The organism is Idiomarina zobellii (assembly GCF_900100855.1).
Taxonomy (GTDB): domain Bacteria; phylum Pseudomonadota; class Gammaproteobacteria; order Enterobacterales; family Alteromonadaceae; genus Idiomarina; species Idiomarina zobellii.
The window spans coordinates 12,941-30,333 of sequence record NZ_FNCB01000021.1; the positions used below are offsets into that span (position 1 = coordinate 12,941).

At 44.5% G+C, this 17,393-nt stretch carries 15 protein-coding genes; 8 read left to right on the top strand and 7 right to left on the bottom strand.

All coding sequences use genetic code 11. The features are described 5' to 3' along the window. Window positions 1-99 precede the first annotated feature (99 nt). Window positions 100-978: a LysR family transcriptional regulator gene (locus tag BLT32_RS12235; RefSeq protein WP_053954581.1), complete on the top strand. Its 879-nt coding sequence runs from the start codon at window positions 100-102 to the stop codon at window positions 976-978. Between the two features lie 225 nt (window positions 979-1,203). Here BLT32_RS12235 and BLT32_RS12240 read toward each other — a convergent pair whose 3' ends face one another. From BLT32_RS12240 to pdhR, 6 genes are all read right to left on the bottom strand, one after another. Continuing rightward, window positions 1,204-1,446, bottom strand: coding sequence for a hypothetical protein (locus tag BLT32_RS12240; RefSeq protein ID WP_053954580.1), 243 nt, complete (start codon window positions 1,444-1,446; stop codon window positions 1,204-1,206). A 148-nt stretch (window positions 1,447-1,594) separates the two neighbouring features. Then, window positions 1,595-3,664, bottom strand: coding sequence for a M13 family metallopeptidase (locus BLT32_RS12245; RefSeq protein WP_053954579.1), 2,070 nt, complete (start codon window positions 3,662-3,664; stop codon window positions 1,595-1,597). A 133-nt stretch (window positions 3,665-3,797) separates the two neighbouring features. Continuing rightward, the gene (gene lpdA / locus BLT32_RS12250; RefSeq protein ID WP_053954578.1) at window positions 3,798-5,225 is read right to left on the bottom strand and encodes a dihydrolipoyl dehydrogenase; all 1,428 of its coding nucleotides are present in this window, start codon (window positions 5,223-5,225) and stop codon (window positions 3,798-3,800) included. A 111-nt stretch (window positions 5,226-5,336) separates the two neighbouring features. Beyond that, window positions 5,337-7,085 (bottom strand): dihydrolipoyllysine-residue acetyltransferase, encoded by a 1,749-nt coding sequence (gene aceF / locus BLT32_RS12255; protein WP_053954577.1) that lies wholly within the window; start codon window positions 7,083-7,085, stop codon window positions 5,337-5,339. Between the two features lie 12 nt (window positions 7,086-7,097). After that, window positions 7,098-9,770: a pyruvate dehydrogenase (acetyl-transferring), homodimeric type gene (gene aceE / locus BLT32_RS12260; protein WP_053954576.1), complete on the bottom strand. Its 2,673-nt coding sequence runs from the start codon at window positions 9,768-9,770 to the stop codon at window positions 7,098-7,100. 25 nt (window positions 9,771-9,795) lie between these two features. Further along, window positions 9,796-10,542, bottom strand: a complete 747-nt coding sequence (gene pdhR, locus BLT32_RS12265) for a pyruvate dehydrogenase complex transcriptional repressor PdhR (protein WP_053954575.1) — start codon at window positions 10,540-10,542, stop codon at window positions 9,796-9,798. 423 nt (window positions 10,543-10,965) lie between these two features. Here pdhR and BLT32_RS12270 point away from each other — a divergent pair, with 423 nt between their 5' ends. The 7 genes from BLT32_RS12270 to BLT32_RS12890 all read left to right on the top strand — a co-directional run bounded on the left by BLT32_RS12270 (window position 10,966) and on the right by BLT32_RS12890 (window position 16,908). Next, complete coding sequence (locus BLT32_RS12270) at window positions 10,966-12,876, top strand: alpha/beta hydrolase family protein (RefSeq protein WP_161802665.1); 1,911 nt, start codon at window positions 10,966-10,968, stop codon at window positions 12,874-12,876. A 289-nt stretch (window positions 12,877-13,165) separates the two neighbouring features. Beyond that, on the top strand, window positions 13,166-13,834 hold the full coding sequence (locus tag BLT32_RS13070) for an RHS repeat-associated core domain-containing protein (protein WP_082343279.1): 669 nt from the start codon (window positions 13,166-13,168) through the stop codon (window positions 13,832-13,834). A gap of 106 nt (window positions 13,835-13,940) precedes the next feature. Continuing rightward, window positions 13,941-14,330 (top strand): hypothetical protein, encoded by a 390-nt coding sequence (locus BLT32_RS12280; RefSeq protein WP_053954572.1) that lies wholly within the window; start codon window positions 13,941-13,943, stop codon window positions 14,328-14,330. Between the two features lie 207 nt (window positions 14,331-14,537). Then, window positions 14,538-15,116 carry an RHS repeat-associated core domain-containing protein gene (locus BLT32_RS12935; RefSeq protein ID WP_053954571.1) on the top strand — a complete coding sequence of 193 codons (579 nt, stop codon included), beginning with the start codon at window positions 14,538-14,540 and terminating at the stop codon, window positions 15,114-15,116. Next, window positions 15,117-15,626 (top strand): hypothetical protein, encoded by a 510-nt coding sequence (locus BLT32_RS12295; RefSeq protein WP_053954570.1) that lies wholly within the window; start codon window positions 15,117-15,119, stop codon window positions 15,624-15,626. Between the two features lie 199 nt (window positions 15,627-15,825). Beyond that, entirely contained in the window at window positions 15,826-16,605 is a 780-nt protein-coding gene (locus BLT32_RS12300) for a hypothetical protein (RefSeq protein ID WP_053954569.1), read from the top strand. Window positions 16,606-16,725: 120 nt separating this feature from the next. Continuing rightward, window positions 16,726-16,908 (top strand): hypothetical protein, encoded by a 183-nt coding sequence (locus BLT32_RS12890; RefSeq protein ID WP_143020974.1) that lies wholly within the window; start codon window positions 16,726-16,728, stop codon window positions 16,906-16,908. A gap of 248 nt (window positions 16,909-17,156) precedes the next feature. Here BLT32_RS12890 and BLT32_RS12310 read toward each other — a convergent pair. After that, the coding region (locus BLT32_RS12310; protein ID WP_143020975.1) for a transposase at window positions 17,157-17,393 on the bottom strand (237 nt) is incomplete at its 5' end.

The window sequence follows — 17,393 nt, forward strand, 5'->3', positions numbered from 1 at the left end:
CATTTTCCTAATGACGAACTATGAATTGATAATTAGTTTACTGCACGTACAGTTACAATTATATTGAATTAAAATTAAAAACTTAATCAGTATAATTTAATGAATTTATCACACCTAAAAATGCTTATCACTGTCGCCGAGCTAGGAAGCTTACAAAAGTCAGCTGATCACTTAAGCCGTACTCAATCGGCTGTCAGTATGGCGCTGAAAAAGCTGGAAGACAGTGCCGGCTTTGCGTTGTTTAATCGAAGCGGATATCGCCTGCAGCTTACCGAGCAAGGTCAACATTTTTTACGACAAGCCGAAGAGGTTGTACGCCAGCAGGAGCGACTGCAGTCACTGACCGAACAACTGAAATACGGCGCAGAGCCTTTATTAACCCTTTGCTATGACCACACCTGCGACAGTAAGTTATGGTTGCCGAGTATTGAGCACATACAGCAGCATTACCCCGCCACCGAAGTTCACATTGACGGCGAGTCGCAAATGCGGGCCCTAAAACGAATAGATAACGGCTCCGCTGATTTAGCATTATGCCCGTGGCTGCCCTTATTTCGTCAGTATGGCGACTTTGAAACTCTACCTGTCGCACCATTTGAGCTTACTGTCGCCATTGCATCTTCTTTAGTGGATGACTTCGAACGTATACCTTCAAGCCGACAGGACTTGCTTGAACTGCCCATGCTAGTGCCCCAAAACTTAGAAATTGGCATTAACTTAGATGCAGTACTACGCTTGCCCAGCCAACAGCGCATAAGAGTGAATGAAGTGAATACTCAATTTGAACTGTTAAAGGCAGGCTTTGGATGGGGAATTATTCCAAAACACATTGCACATAATGCCATTAAGCAGGGCAAACTGGTTGAAATTACCATTCCCGGATTCATCCAACAGGTAAGTCTGGAGATACACCTAGTGCGCTCTGCGAACCGTACTTTAGGCCCTGCTGCCAATGCCATCTGGGAAAGTTTTGCCTGACGATGTCTGCATGACATTCACACCAGAATACTGAGGGTAAGATTAAGAAAACTGCGAGTTTGCAGAAGATAATAAGTCATGATTCAATGTTAACTAAAAGTTAATTATGAGGATTATCTTATGTACTAAAAACCAGCACAATAAAGGCTAATAATAAAATTCTCATGGGTTACCACCTAAAAACTCTGACAACAATAATCCTTTTTATAAAGCGGGTATAAAAATCTATACAGTTATCAGTCTAGGCGGTCTGATTAAGCGCTCAGTGCGTTGCCACAGGGGTAGCTCGCTCATTGAGTAGTTTTGAGTAGGATGTGTACTGCCAATAAAATTAAAGACATTCGTTAAGCCAATTTGGCCAGCACAGTGTTGTTCACAATGCTGGCAAAATGAGCTTTCCTCGTCGCAGTTTTTTTGCTGCTCGGCCATATCCATATCAGCGTCATCACAACAGTCATGTTGCTGCATGCTATGTTACGGCAACATAGTATCCTCTGAAGAAGCGCTAACGGCATCCGACATTGGCATAGCATGTGCCATTGGTGAGGAATAGTTCCCCACCAAAAGCACAGTTATTAATGTCAAAATTACCGTTAGCGTTTTCATAAAGTGAATATTACCAGATAGTCACTCTATTTTCCGGTGCTACATACAGCTCATCACCTTCTTTTACTTCAAAGGCTTCGTAAAACGCAGGTACGTTAACAACAGTTCCGTTGACACGATATTCAGCCGGCGAGTGAGGGTCACTCATAACTTGCTGACGAATAGCGTCTTCGCGGTATTTACCACGCCATACTTGTGCCCAGCCAATGAACACGCGCTGGCTGCCGGTGAAACCGTCCAGTACGGGCGCTTTTTCACCGTCCAGTGACATTTTGTAGGCTTCATAAGCGATAGTCAGGCCAGCTAAGTCACCAATGTTTTCACCTAGCGTCAGGTCACCATTCACGTTCAAACCTTCAATAGGTTCGTACTGACTAAATTGTTCAGACAATTTCTGACCACGCTCATCAAACGCTTTACGGTCAGCTTCTGTCCACCAGCTTTGCAGGTTGCCGTCACCGTCGTATTTAGAGCCCTGGTCGTCGAAACCATGACCCATTTCGTGACCAATAACCGCACCGATACCACCGTAATTCACGGCCATTTCAGCGTCCATATCAAAGAACGGAGGCTGTAAAATACCCGCCGGGAATACGATTTCGTTACGTACCGGGCTGTAGTAAGCATTGACTGTCTGTGGTGTCATACCCCAGTCTTCTTCGTCAACTGGGCCACCAATTTTGGCAATTTCTTCCTGGTAGTTGAACTCAGCGTAAGCTTTGTAGTTGCTGACCAGGTCAGTCGCTGAGATGTCTAACTCACTGTAATCACGCCACTCGTTTGGATAACCCACTTTCGGGTCAAACTTAGCGAGTTTTTCTAACGCTTTCTCTTTGGTTTCTTCGGTCATCCACTCAAGGTTCTTGATGGACTCGCCGTACGCATCACGCAGGTTTTCAATAAGACCTTCCATTTTTTCTTTCGCTTCTGGCGGGAAGTATTCCTTAACGTAAACCTGACCTAAAACTTCGCCAAGAACACTGTTGGTAGCATCAACCGCACGTTTCCAGCGAGGCTCTTGCTCTGGTGTACCCCGTAAAACCGTGCCGTAGAAATCAAAGCGACGCTGGCTGATTTCTTCGCTAAGAGCCGACGCATATTCGTTAACCAAACGCAGACTTAAGTAGTCCTGCCAGGTTTGTAAATCGACGTCAGCAAACATATTGCCAAAGTCTTCGAAGAATGACGGCTGACGGATGACCATTTCTTCAACATGTGACAACTCAGACGTTTCTATAAAACGTTTGAAGTCAAAGTTGGCGAACATTCCCGATACTTCGTCTGCCGTTTTCTTGTTGTAGGTTTTGTCGGCATTGCGGCTTTCAACACGACTCCACTGAACTTCAGCAAGCTTAGTTTCCAAATCCAGGATACGTTCCGCGGCTTCATCCGTGTTCTCTAAACCCACCATTCCCAGAATATCGGTAATGTAACTGACGTATTCTGCACGAATCTCTTCAAACTTCTCTTCATCTTTTAGGTAGTAGTCACGGTCCGGCAAACCAAGTCCTGCTTGGTACATGTACATAGCGTTAGTTTGTGGATCTTTCGCATCAGGGTACACGTAGAAGCCGAAAGGAATTGAAACACCGCTACGGAACATACGCGCCATGTGTTCAGCAACTGCTTCATGACTATCTAACGCCTGAATGGCTTCAAGATCATTAGCAATTGGTTTAGCGCCAAGTTCGTTAAGCGTTTCCGTGTCCATGTAAGCATTAAAGAAGTCACCAATTTTACGTTCTGGCGTACCTGGCTCTGGGTTTGACGCTGCGGCATTTTCAATAATGTCACGTAGGCGTTTTTGATTGAGTTCTCGTAAGTCGTAAAATGCGCCTATAGAAGAGCGGTCAGATGGAATTTCTGTCTTCTCAATCCAGCTTCCATTTACATAGCTATACAAGTCATTCTGTGGCTTCACGCTATGATCAAAGTTTTCAAGAATAACGCCCGACGTCAGTTGCTGTTGGGTTTCTTCTGCTTGTTGAGACTGCTGGTTATTTTGCTCTTGCTGCGGTGAGCAGGCTCCCAGAGTCAGTGCCATAGATACGCCTAGCGCTACAGCGGTCAATTTTTTCATTGGTCGTCACCTTTTTATAGTGTTCATTATTTTAGCCCCATTAAACTAGCGCATTGTGAAATTCAGCGCAAAAAAAACGGCCACATTCGCGGTGAATGTAGCCGTTTTACCGATGATTTATCGTAACAAAATGTTACTTCTTCTTTTTCGCCTTAGGGTTCGGCATATCGGTAATTGACCCTTCCTGAATTTCTGCGGCTAAGCCAACAGACTCATGCAAGGTTGGGTGAGCGTGAACTGTCAACGCGATGTCTTCTGCATCACAGCCCATTTCAATCGCTAAGCAAACTTCGCCCAACAACTCACCAGCGTTGCTACCACACATAGCACCGCCAATAATACGGTTGTTCTTATCAAAGATAAGTTTCGTCATACCCTGTTGTGCATTTGAAGCGATAGCCCGGCCAGATGCAGACCATGGGAAAGTCACAACATCATATTCAATACCTTGCTCTTTCGCTTCTTTCTCAGTAACACCCGCCCATGCAACTTCTGGATCTGTGTACATGATAGAAGGGATAACTTTTGGTTCGAAGAAGTGCTTCTTACCAGCAATAACTTCAGCCGCAACGTGAGACTCATGTACCGCTTTATGCGCCAGCATTGGTTGACCCACAATGTCGCCAATAGCGAAGATATGATCAACGTTAGTACGCATTTGGCTGTCGACTTTAATAAAGCCGCGGTCATCAACGTTAACACCCGCTTTGTCCGCATCCAGCTTGTTACCATTTGGCGCACGGCCAACAGCAACCAATACGGCGTCATATTTAACGGGCTCTTTCGGCGCTTTGTCGCCTTCAAAAGTCACGTAAACGCCGTCTTTCTTCGCTTCAACGTTCGTTGCTTTAGTGCTCAGCATGACATTTTCAAACTTGCCTTTCATTTGCTTGTTGAAGTTCTTAATAATGTCTTTGTCTGCTGGTGGCACAAGCTGATCAGTCATTTCTACGACATCAACTTTAGAACCTAAAGCGCTGTATACCGTACCCATTTCCAGAGCAATGATACCGCCGCCTAATAGCAACAGTTTCTCAGGAACTTCTTTAAGCTCAAGAGCGTCAGTCGAGTCCCAGATGCGCTCGTCATCATGAGGAATAAACGGCAGTTTAATAGCTTGAGAACCCGCTGCGATAATCGCGTTATCGAATTCAATTTCAGTAGCACCGTCATCGCCTTCAACTTTCAAGGTGTTGCTACCGGTAAACTTACCTAAGCCATTCACTACTTTTACTTTACGCATCTTAGACATTTGTCCAAGACCGCCCGTTAATTGACCCACGACTTTCTCTTTGTGTTTACGGATTTTATCCAGGTCGATTTTAGGCTTACCGAAGTCTATGCCTTCGTCAGCTAAGTGCTTTGCATCTTCAATGTGCTTAGCTAAGTGCAATAGTGCTTTTGATGGAATACAGCCAACGTTCAGGCAAACACCGCCCAAAGTGTTGTAACGTTCAACCAGAACTACATCCATACCCAGGTCAGCAGCACGGAAAGCAGCTGAATAGCCGCCCGGTCCTGCACCCAACACTACTACTTGCGTTTTAATTTTGTCGCTCATGTTAACCCCTTCTTTGTCACGGCCGGTTGAGCCACCAGCCGAGGTCAATCAACGCTAAATGTGGCGCTATTGTAGCGCGAATTAATTCGTATTTCCTGCCCAAATTGGTGCTTAAAGCACCAATTTGCGTATATCTCCCAACACGCCGCTTAAGTAGGCGGTGAAGCGCGCTGCTTCGGCGCCGTCAATAACACGGTGGTCGTATGACAATGACAATGGCAAGGTTAAGCGTGGTTCAAACTCCTGACCATTCCATTTAGGCTTCATCTCGTTTCGAGAGACCCCAAGAATAGCTACATCCGGCGCATTTACAATTGGCGTAAAGGCTGTACCGCCAATGCCGCCTAGACTTGAAATCGAGAAGCACCCACCCTGCATATCCGACGCTTTCAGCTTACCGTCGCGAGCTTTTGAGCTAATTTCAACCAGCTCTTCAGACAGCTCGTAGATGCCTTTTTTATCAACGTCACGAATAACTGGAACCACTAAGCCGTTAGGTGTATCTACCGCAATACCAATGTGCACATATTTTTTCATGTACAACGACTCACCAGACTCAGAAAGTGATGAGTTAAAGGTTGGGAATTCACGCAGCGCTTTCGCACAAGCTTTCATGATGAACACCAACGGCGTTATCTTGAAGCCTAAATCCTGCTTTTTCGCCACTTCATTTTCGGCTTTACGGAATTTTTCCAGTTCGGTGATATCCGCCTCGTCAAATTGTGTCACGTGCGGAATGGTCACCCAGTTGCGGTGCAGGTTAGGTCCAGACTTGCGCTGAATGCGCGACAGTTGAACTTCTTCCACTTCACCGAACTTGCTGAAATCGACCTTAGGTGGGTCAATGACTTGCAAGCCACCGCCGCCCTGGCCTGTTGCGCCTGCAACCGCTTTCGGACGTGACAGTTCGTATTTAACGAAGTCCTGTACGTCTTCTTTCAGGATACGATTTTTCGGGCCTGAGCCTTTGACTTGTGACAAGTCAACGCCAAATTCGCGAGCCACACGACGTACTGCTGGTGACGCATGCAATATGCCTTCTTTGCGATCGCTGCGCTGACTTGGATGGTCAGGCACGGGCGGCTGGCGTTCACCACTAGGCTTCGCACCGCTGCCACTGTCGCTTTTTGATTCCTGTTTATCGGCGTCATCGGATTTGCTTTCTTCTTTTGGCGCCGCTTCTTTTTCTGAATCATCACTCGAGTCATCACTGTCGTCAGCACCCTCGGATACTTTCAACTTAGCAATAACAGAACCTTGTGACACTTTGTCACCGACACTGACCAGCATTTCTTCAATTTCGCCGTCTTGCGGACAAGGCACATCCATTGTCGCTTTGTCAGTTTCTAAGGTGATAAGGCCGTCTTCTTCAGCAACCGAGTCGCCTTTTGACACCAACACTTCAATAATTTCGACATCTTCTTCGTCACCAATGTCAGGCACTTCGACATCAATGACTTTGCTGCCACCTGACGACTTTTTATTCGGCTCAGAAGAGTCTTCTTTCTCTTCTTTACCGTCGTCTTTCGACTCAGACTTTTCTTCGTCTTTATCATCAGACTTGTCATCATTTTGTTCCGGCTCAGCGTCTTTTTCTTCTTCATCAGAAGCATCAGAGTCGCCAGCTGCTTCAACAATAGCGAGCACATCGCCTTCGCTGATGGTGTCGCCCTCTTTGACTTTCAGCTCAACAATTTTGCCGCCCGAAGACGCTGGAATATCCATTGACGCTTTGTCACTTTCAACCGTCACGATACCGTCTTCTTGTTCAACGGTATCGCCTTCACTGACGAGAATTTCAATGACTTCTACTTCTTCACCGCCCACGTCGGGGACTTTGAGTTCGATTTGATCGGCCATCTCAGTACCTCCTTACGCCAAACGTGGGTTAAGTTTGTCAGTGTCGATACCGTAATCTTTGATAGCTTTCGCTACCACTTTCTTATCGATATCACCTTGGTCTGCCAGCTCTTTTAACGCCGCAACAACAATGTATTGCGGGTCAATTTCAAAGTGCTTACGCAAATTCGCACGGCTGTCAGAACGGCCAAAGCCGTCGGTGCCCAGTACGCGGTATGGCGTTGGTACCCAGGCACGGACCTGATCGGCATACAACTTCACATAATCGGTTGCTGCAACCGCAGGGCCTTTGGCTTTTTTCATCACTTGCGTAATGTAGGCTTCTTTTTCTTTCTTCTCAGGATTCAGCATGTTCCAACGGTCGGTGTCTAAACCATCACGCGCCAACTCGTTAAACGAGGTTACGCTGTATACCGTTGAGTTAATGTCGTAGTCCTCAGCAAGAATATCAGCCGCTTTGCGCACCTGCTGTAAAATAGTACCACTACCCAGGAGCTGCACATCGCCTTTGGCTTTCTTCTTGGCTTTTACCTTATCTAGCTCGTAAATACCTTTGATGATGCCTTCTTCGACGCCTTCCGGCATTTCCGGCTGATGATAGTTCTCGTTCATGACAGTAATGTAGTAGAACACATTTTCCTGATCGCCAAACATGCGCTTCAGGCCGTCCTGAACAATGACAGCAATTTCGTAACCGTAGGTTGGGTCGTAGCTGATGCAGTTTGGTACCGTACCAAAGTGCACTAAGCTGTGCCCGTCCTGGTGCTGCAAGCCTTCGCCATTCAGCGTTGTGCGTCCGGCTGTACCGCCGACTAAGAAGCCGCGAGTTTGGCTGTCGCCTGCTGCCCAGACTAAATCGCCGACACGCTGGAAGCCGAACATCGAGTAATAAATGTAGAATGGGATCATCGGTTCGTTGTTTAACGAGTAGCTGGTACCCGCTGCCACCCATGATGCCATTGCACCCAATTCGTTAATGCCTTCCTGAATAACCTGGCCTTTTTTATCTTCGCGATAATAGGCAACCTGGTCTTTATCCTGTGGCGTGTACTTCTGGCCATGGTGGGCATAAATACCAACCTGACGGAATAAGCCTTCCATACCAAAGGTACGAGCCTCATCCGGAATAATTGGTACCACTCGTTTACCAATTTTCTTATCTTTCAGCAACGCAGTAAGAACACGAACAAAAGCCATCGTTGACGAAATTTCACGGTCGCCAGAGCCTTTCAATACCGCATCAAATGCTTTCAGCGATGGCAGCTCAAGTTCAACGTCCGATTCAGGACGACGCACTGGCATGTAGCCATTTAGACTTTCACGACGTTCGTTCATGTACTTCATTTCGTCGCTGTCGTCTTCAAACTTGTAGTACGGTAAGTCTTCTAATTCTTCGTCTTTAAACGGAATGTTGAAGCGGTCGCGCAGATGCTTAATGGCATCCATGTCCATTTTCTTAACCTGGTGGGCAATGTTTTTACCTTCACCAGCGGCGCCCATACCATAACCTTTAACGGTTTTCGCTAAAATAACCTGAGGACGACCTTTGGTGTTCGCGGCTTTATGGTAGGCCGAGTACACTTTTACCGGGTCGTGACCACCACGGTTCAGGCGCCAGATGTCTTCGTCTGACAAGTTGGCAACCATTTCTTCGGTTTCAGGATGTTTGCCAAAGAAGTGCTCACGAGTGTACGCGCCACCTTTGGCTTTAAAGTTCTGGTAGTCGCCGTCGACGGTTTCTTCCATAAGCTGCTGCAACTTACCTTCGGTGTCGCGATACAGCAGAGGATCCCAATAACGACCCCAGATAACTTTAATCACTTCCCAGCCTGCGCCGTGGAACGTGCCTTCCAGTTCCTGAATGATTTTACCATTACCGCGGACCGGGCCGTCTAAGCGCTGCAGGTTACAGTTAATGACAAAGGTTAAGTTGTCTAACTCTTCACGCGCGGCCAGGCCAATAGCACCCAAGCTTTCTGGCTCATCGGTCTCACCGTCACCCATAAAGCAGTAAACACGCTGATTTGAGCAATCTTTAATGCCACGGTCTGTCAGATATTTCAGGAAACGGGCTAAGTAAATTGCCTGAATTGGCCCTAAGCCCATTGATACTGTCGGGAATTGCCAGAAGTCAGGCATTAAATTCGGGTGTGGATACGAAGGTAGACCTTTACCTTCAACTTCCTGACGGAAGTTATTTAGCTGCTCTTCGGTCAAACGGCCTTCTAAGAATGCACGTCCGTATATACCCGGTGACGCATGTCCCTGAATAAATAAGAAGTCACCACCGTCTTTGTCGTTTGGTGCACGGAAGAAGTGGTTAAAACCGACGTCATACAGCATTGCTGAAGACGCAAAGCTGGCAATGTGGCCGCCAAGCTCTTCACCTTTTTGTGATGCACGCAATACCATCATGACCGCATTCCAGCGAATAGCTGAGCGAATGCGCGCTTCCATGGTTTGGTTACCCGGCATGGTCGGTTCCTGACTTGCAGGAATCGTATTTAAGTAAGCCGTCGTCGGCTTATAAGGCAGGTAGGCCCCGTTTCGGCGGGCCTTATCGACTAACTGCTCTAACAGGAAGTGGGCGCGCTCCGGACCTTCGGCATCCAGCACACCTTCAAGAGCGTCTAACCACTCCTGAGTTTCCTGTGTGTCGACATCTTGTGTTAATTGATCACTCATAGCAATTCCTTACCTTCTTATCAATTCAGGAACGTCGCAGCGAACGCTGAATACGAGACTGTTCTTTGCCCAACTCTAACAATATCTGTTCAATATAGGTCAAATGTTGGTGACACGCATCCCGCGCTTGCTCCGGTTGACCATCAACAATAGCGCTAACCAGTTGCTGACGGTGTTGATTCAGTTTTTCCAGCAGCTCTTTGCGGCTACCGATTATTTCCAGATTCTGTCGAATATTCTCAGCCAATAGCTCTTGCATGCCCTGCACAACGTGCACAAGAATGACGTTATGAGAGGCTTCTGCTATGCGGTGGTAAAATTCGACCAAAGCGTCTACTTGCTCATTTATTTCAGCGCTTTGGCTTTGCACTATTCCTTTTATACTCTCTTCTATGCGTTCTAGATCGGCTTTGGTGCCTCTCAATGCCGCATAAAACGACGAAATGCCTTCCAGTGCATGTCGAAATTCCAGCAAGTCAAACTGCGACTCAGGGTGTTTTGCCAATAACTCAAATAAAGGCTGGGTCAATTGTTCGTTAACCGTATTCACCACATAAGTGCCACCGCCTTGCCGGCGCTCAACAACGCCTTTCGCTTCCAATTTTTGAATGGCTTCGCGCAACGACGGGCGAGACACATTAAACTGCTGCGCCAGCTGCCGTTCCGACGGTAGTTTTTGCCCGGCACGCAAGCGCCCGTCCACAATCATTTGCTCAAAATGAGCAACGATAGTATCCGATAGCTTCGTTTGTTTTATGGGCAACTCAGACATAGCGGTAAATTGGTCAGACCAAAAGATACGATCATTCTAAATCATTTATAGCGCCAGCCCAAATTTTTCTGGGCTGGTACAACCACTTTTCAATGGCTTTAATTAACGAGCTTGCCTTCAATTCAGATTGAACATTATTGGCAGGGCTGGCCGAGATGGGATACGTTTTAATAATTGACTCTCTGCAAAAAGATAAGCAGAAAAAAAATAGGCTTATACTTATAGAGAGATAGCTTTAACCTAACCAGATCGTCAGGAGGGGAAAAAAGATCTAATCTTATTAGATTATTTTTTTGAGAAGAACTTCGGAACGCAGACGTGATGTCAACTTGTTGATAAAAAGTAAACTAGTTAGTAGGCTATTTGATTCTTATTCCTTACCAAAATAAAACTATGTTAAAAATATTTATAATAACTATATTAATGACAACTGCGCTCTTAGGAGTCATTCCCCCCAGTTTTGGCAAAGATGTTCTGGAGCCAGTTAAACAGTTCGCTCACCTCCCTATGATTGCACAACCAACTGTTTCACCTGACGGTAAGCGTATCGCAGTTTTGATTGCTAACGGAAATACTTATGATGTAGCTGTTACTCCCTTTGACAAGCAAGATTTAGTGACTGTCGTTACATTAAAAGAGGGGGAAGCGCGCATTGAGTGGGTTGAATGGGCTAATAATGAACGTCTACTTGTTTCGGCCAGCTATGTAGAACTCATTGCGGGAAAGCGCTTCAAAATCGGTCGCCTGTATTCGGTTAATCACGATGGTAGCGACTTGGTTGAAATTAATCGTCGTGCTGCCAGAGACGATTCTTGGGCGCGATTTCGCGATAACGATAATGTTTTGAGTTATTTGGAAGACGAGCCCCGTCATATTATTCTTCAAGGATACAACGAACGTGAAAATTATCCCGTACCTTATAAGGTAGATATCTACGATAGCACCTTTGAAAAACTTTTTATTAACCGATACGAGGTATCGTCATGGTTCACCGATAATGAAGGGCGGGTTGTTCTCGGCTTAGCATATGACGAAGAGAACCCATTACTCCGTACTTTTTGGTATAGCGATGCAGGAACGGAAGAGTGGAGAAAATTAAAATCTTTTGAAGTTACTAAAGATGCGACTTTTAACCCCGTTGGGTTTGACTCGGAAAAACACCTAGCATACGTACTTTCAGATTACAAAACAGGCCGAGTTTCACTTTATACTTTTAACATTGAAACGGGTGAGTACGTCGATCTCATCTACACCAACTCTGACTACGATGTTAGCTCGGTCATTGAGAAAGACGATAAGATCATCGGTGTCACGTATTTTGACGATTATCAACAAAAGCATTATCTCAATAAGACCGATGGCAAACAGAACGAATTAATTAAAAATACATTTAAGCAGTTAGAAACCTACATTGTTTCCCGTAGTCAGGATAAGAAACGCTTACTTGTTTATGGTGTAAAAGATAACATTCCCGGAAGATATTTTTTAGTGGATCTTAAGAATAGTAAAGCAACACCATGGTATAGCGAATATCCATATCTGGAAGGGAAAAAGCTTGCAAAAAAAGAAAGTTTTAACATTACAACAGATGACGGATTGACGATACACGGTTATCTCACGCGTCCTGTTCAACAAGATGGAGAAGTACCATTAATCTTGTTTCCCCACGGAGGACCTGCCACACGCGATTATAAGTACTTTGATTATGCAGTACAGTTTTTAGCTAGTCGCGGCTATGCTGTTTTACAACCTAATTTCCGGGGTTCTACTGGATATGGCAGCGCTTTTGAGACAGCTGGCTACGAGCAGTGGGGATTAAAAATGCAAGACGACATTATGGACACTGTTGACTGGGCTGTTCAACAGCCGGGTATTGATGGTGATAGGATGTGCGTAGTCGGTGCCAGCTACGGAGGTTATGTCGCTCTAACAGCCGCATTTAAAACACCAAAACGCTTTCGTTGTTTTGTCAGTATTGCAGGTATCAGCGACCTAACCGAAATGGTGAAAGCTGACCAAACGTTTGATATTCTCAGCGCGTTACGTCAACAAATGATTGGTAGTTATCAAGATGAGACCGATGTAAAAAGAATGGACGAAAACTCGCTCATTAACCATGTCGACAAAGTTAAACGCCCAATTTTATTGATTCACGGTGACTTAGATACACGAGTCCGTATCGCCCAGTCCAAAGATCTGTATGACGTATTGAAAAGCGCAAATAAGCCGGTTAAGTATGTAGAGCTAGAGTTTGGTTCTCACTATTTAGATCGGCAGCCCAATCGTATAAAAGCGTTTTCCGAAATTGAGCAGTTTTTAGATAATAACATATAGTTTTGAAACCCTAAGTAGTATGGGTGTGTCTTGAAACATGTCCATACTACTCGGAACATGCTAATTCGAAATGCCAGGATGGCCGACAAGGGGCTGACTTTTCTACGGTAAAGAGTAAAGCTGAATTCACTCCGAAAATGAAGAGCTTTAAAACCACCCTGACGTACGAGAGGTTGACGTTGAAAGAAAGCGGCATGCACCAATTTATCGCAGCGCTAAAACGTAAATATGCCCGATAAAAATATCGACCATGTAGTAAACCCTATCATTAATACCATGGCTACTTTATATGCAGGCACGATACTATGATCCGGTGATTGGGCGGTTTTATTCGAATGATCCTTTGGGTTACCGTGGTGTTCATAGTTTTAACCGGTATGCTTATGCGAATAACAATCCGTATAAGTATATTGATCCTGATGGTAGGGACTCGATCTTTATAGCTAGACCACTAAGCGGTACTAGTTTAGCGCAACACGGCTTTGTAATAACCACTAATGTGAGTAGCAATGGTCAACACTCAATGGCATCACGTTTTAGTTTTGGCCCAGTGGAGCAAGCTGGTAATGATCCTTTAGGAAATGTTACGAATTCTGGTGATGCTACAGATATTGCAGATGCTGGATTTGCAAATGACGTTATAGGTTCTTTGAATAACGGTACATCACTTCCAGAAGGAGTGTTTACTTCAACAATAAATGCTCCAGACGCTGTAACTGAAGCTGTAGGCAAGGCCATAATTGGAAATGATGATTATGAAACCGTTCCTTCTCTTCAGCCCGGACCGGGTGCAAATAGCAACTCTGCCGCTGCACTTATTGGACAAATGGCAGCGGGCATAGCAGGGAACAACTTCGCTTTACCAGCAGGGGCTAACCTACCGGGTGCAGAAGCTGCGAATAATGTACAGGTCAATCAAGCAAAGTTAGAGAGAGATTTGTCTGAAATTAATAATTAATATTCAGAATATGAAGGCGATTCTTAATACTAATTTATAAATTAGTGATGATGAATTTACCTTATTTTTAAGCTGGTTTATAAATTTTGGAGCATTTGCTGAGTTTATGTTAAAGAAAATTACGATAATATTTGCCATGTTAGTGTTGCTGTTCAACGTGATTATTCTGAGCTACTACTATATCTGGCCACTTATTGACAGAAGTGGCTTAGTCGAATCCGGCGAATACCGAGGATTAAGTATTGGTGATAGCAAAGAAGACGTTGTTCGAATAACACTTAATCCGGTTTATAACAGTAAACTCAAAATTGTCGGTTATTTTGATCGGACAGGTCAAATGGAATTGGTCTTTCAAAAGAAAGAGAAAGAAAGTCTTTTCGACTCGGACCTTTGGGTATTAAACTACCCTAGTGTCCACAAAGAAACAGTAAAGACCACTTTTAAAGAAAATCGATTAATAAGAATTGAATATAAGAGAAACTTCTTTTCTCCCTGACATTTGAAATGTTGCTGTGTTGTCGCAGGAGACGAAGACTGAACCGAACGTTATTCTCTAATTGAGACTTTCGCATCCAAAGCCTCGCCCTCGTAAGGTTTTTTTTTGGTGCTCAATGCAGTAGGCTTCAATAATTAAGCTATACTGCTAACGCACTGTATTAGTTTAATTTTATTGATGTTTTACTATGGCTCGTAGTGTCGATTAATGTATATGCAGGCACGATACTACGATCCAGTAATTGGGCGGTTTTATAGCAACGACCCCATTGGCTTCCGTGATGTGCATAGCTTTAATCGGTATGCTTATGGGAATAACAATCCTTATAAGTTTGTTGACCCCGATGGTCGCCAGGCTATTCCCCTAATTAGGCCTGTTATACTTCCACCAGTACTTCCTAATAAGAACAGGGCTGCTAAGCCTGTTTTCCCATCCTCACAGGGAGGTCGAGATACTCCTAGGACTGATAGGTACGGAAATCTTGTCTTTGAAGAATCTGCGGAGGATAGCGCAAAAGGGAAGGTTAAAGGTTTAGTTGGTGAGCGCCCGTCAGGGAGTGATTTGCAAAACCCTCCCGCTGAAGGTTGGGAGTGGAAGGGTAATCCAAACTCGCCAGTTGGTAGTTCTCAGGGGGCATGGGTCAATCCGGAAACTGGTGAACAGATCCACAACGACTTGGATACTCATCAAGAAGGTACCAAGAGAGGGCCTCATGTAACCTATACTGATGAAGATGGGGATAGGTGGGATTATTTCCCGAGTGACGACAAAATTGAGAAGCAATAAATGAATTCAGATGACACCTTAAAAAAAGTTACGGAGTTCTTGGAAAAAAATATTAATCCTTGTTCGAAAATTATCGCTGAATCGGTACGAAGGCTTAATTATAAAAATATTACGTTGATTTCAAGGTTTGAGTCCTCTTATGACGTCGACTTTGATTTTCACGTAGCCGAAAACATACCACGTAACGAAATTCACCCTTCTCCACATAGTGACTATGAGTTACTAGAGTGGTTGAAAGACAATGAAATGTTACTGTTAGCCCGTGACTTCGCTTTGGATTATCCTGTAAATCAAAACATTGAAGACGGAGATTTTGAGGTTATTGCTAGTGAATTGTTTTACCGAGTTGAGCATGATGATGAGCTAAGCCACCTAAAGCTCTCTCTCGCAAAGTCTTGGATTTTCGCTGGTTTACTTTTTAACTATGATACAACTTTCCATGAGCCCGAATATTGTCGAGGGATCGTAGTCGGGGTACATAAACTAGACTCTTATCTAGTGATTAAATAACAGGTAAAAGTATAGGCGTACCTGATAGGCTGATTAATGGTATTGGCGGGTAAATGAATCACCATTGATTCGATAGACACCTCATAGCCATAGATTGGCGCCGCCGGCGATTAATGCTGAAGTTTTTGTTTCTTAGTCATTATTCTTGCTTTCGTAGGGCTAGTATTTAGCCACTTTGAATTTCTGACAGCATACCCACATGGGATTATTTAAAAGGATCAATATGGCGCAGTACAAAAAGTGGCTAATCTTTCTGGTTATCTGCCTAAGCTCATCTTCAGTGTTCTCTCAGGAAACATACATATCTCAGCACAACCGCGCAGTGGAGGGAATTCCTCAAACTTCGAGTGAATTGGACACTGATGTGTTTGTGGGGTGCATTGATTACACTGTTACTTACTTAGCAGTGCCTACTGAGAATGTTGAGCGAAGAGAAAAGGCTGAGTTTGCTATAGCTGAGATCCAAAAGTCTAATGGCGATGAGCGAACGGAATGTTTTAATGCAAATGGTGATTGGCTTCACATATATAAAAACGGAGAGCGGGTCGATAGAATTTGGTATTTTGCTGACACCAATGAGGAATATACCTTATTTAAGACTGGCGTGCTTAAATTCTTTGTAACTGATACGGCTGAGCCTGAGGGCTTTTCGGAACTTGGAATTGAACAAATAGTAAAAACAAAGCAGAAAAGAAGTATTTTGGGATATGACGCGGTTAAGTATACCGCGACGAAAGAATCAGGAACTGTTGAAAACTATTGGGTAGGTGAGGGTTTGGTGAGGAACCCTGCATCATACAAAAAGAACAAATTTTCGTATACAGATCAACTTCATGATGTTCTTAAAGGCGTTCCTCTTTATCATGAAAAGACAGTATCCAACTTCGTGACGACTATTCGTGAAGCCAAAGCAATACGAGAAGGAAAGCCTAGTGTTGAACTCTTCAGGCTACCAGCGGTTGATGTGTATCACTGGTAGTTGTCAGCGGATAAAGGCTCACTCACAGTCACAATTAATAAAACTAGTGGTGCTTCAAATGCCCAAATAGGTGACCCTGTATACGGAGACCAAATAGAATGGAATCCCCGAGAAGGGTTAGTGACAAAAGAAGGCTCTCAAAGTCCAGCGACTGGGCTAATACATGAAATCACCCATGTAGTAGTTAACCAAGATGGCGTTGCGAGTTCTGCTCAAGACCAAGTTACGATGATGAAAGAAAATATTATTAACTCTGAAACAGGGGAAGGGAAGATCATTTCGATGGAAAAGTTGAAAAAGTAAGTGGCCCTACATGTAGACCTACCGAAGAAGGTGAAATTTGTGGTTAAATATACTTTATTTATCATTACGTTATGCTTTGTTGTTGGATGCACGACCTCACCTAAGACTTCGATATATTATGATGGTTTTTGGACAAAGCATAGAGTTTACCAAAGTGAACACAAATTAATTGAAAGCGCAAAGCTAAAGTTGATAAGTGTTCCGCTTGATAGCCTGAGAGTGTTCAATATTCTGTGTCAGCCAAGTTTTCATAAATCTATGTGGCCATCCAGTCGACCTTCAAAGTGGATGGTTAGCTGAGACAGTGTCAGATTCCAGTTCTGCACCGGGTGCGACCAGCGCTCAGTTGCTTTTAACATACCCGCGTACAGCAGCTTAAGCAAGCTACCTTCATTGCTAAAACCGCCTTTGGTTTTGGTCAGTTTTCTGAACTGGCGGTGTACCGCCTCAACGGCATTGGTTGTGTAGATGACGGTCCGCACATA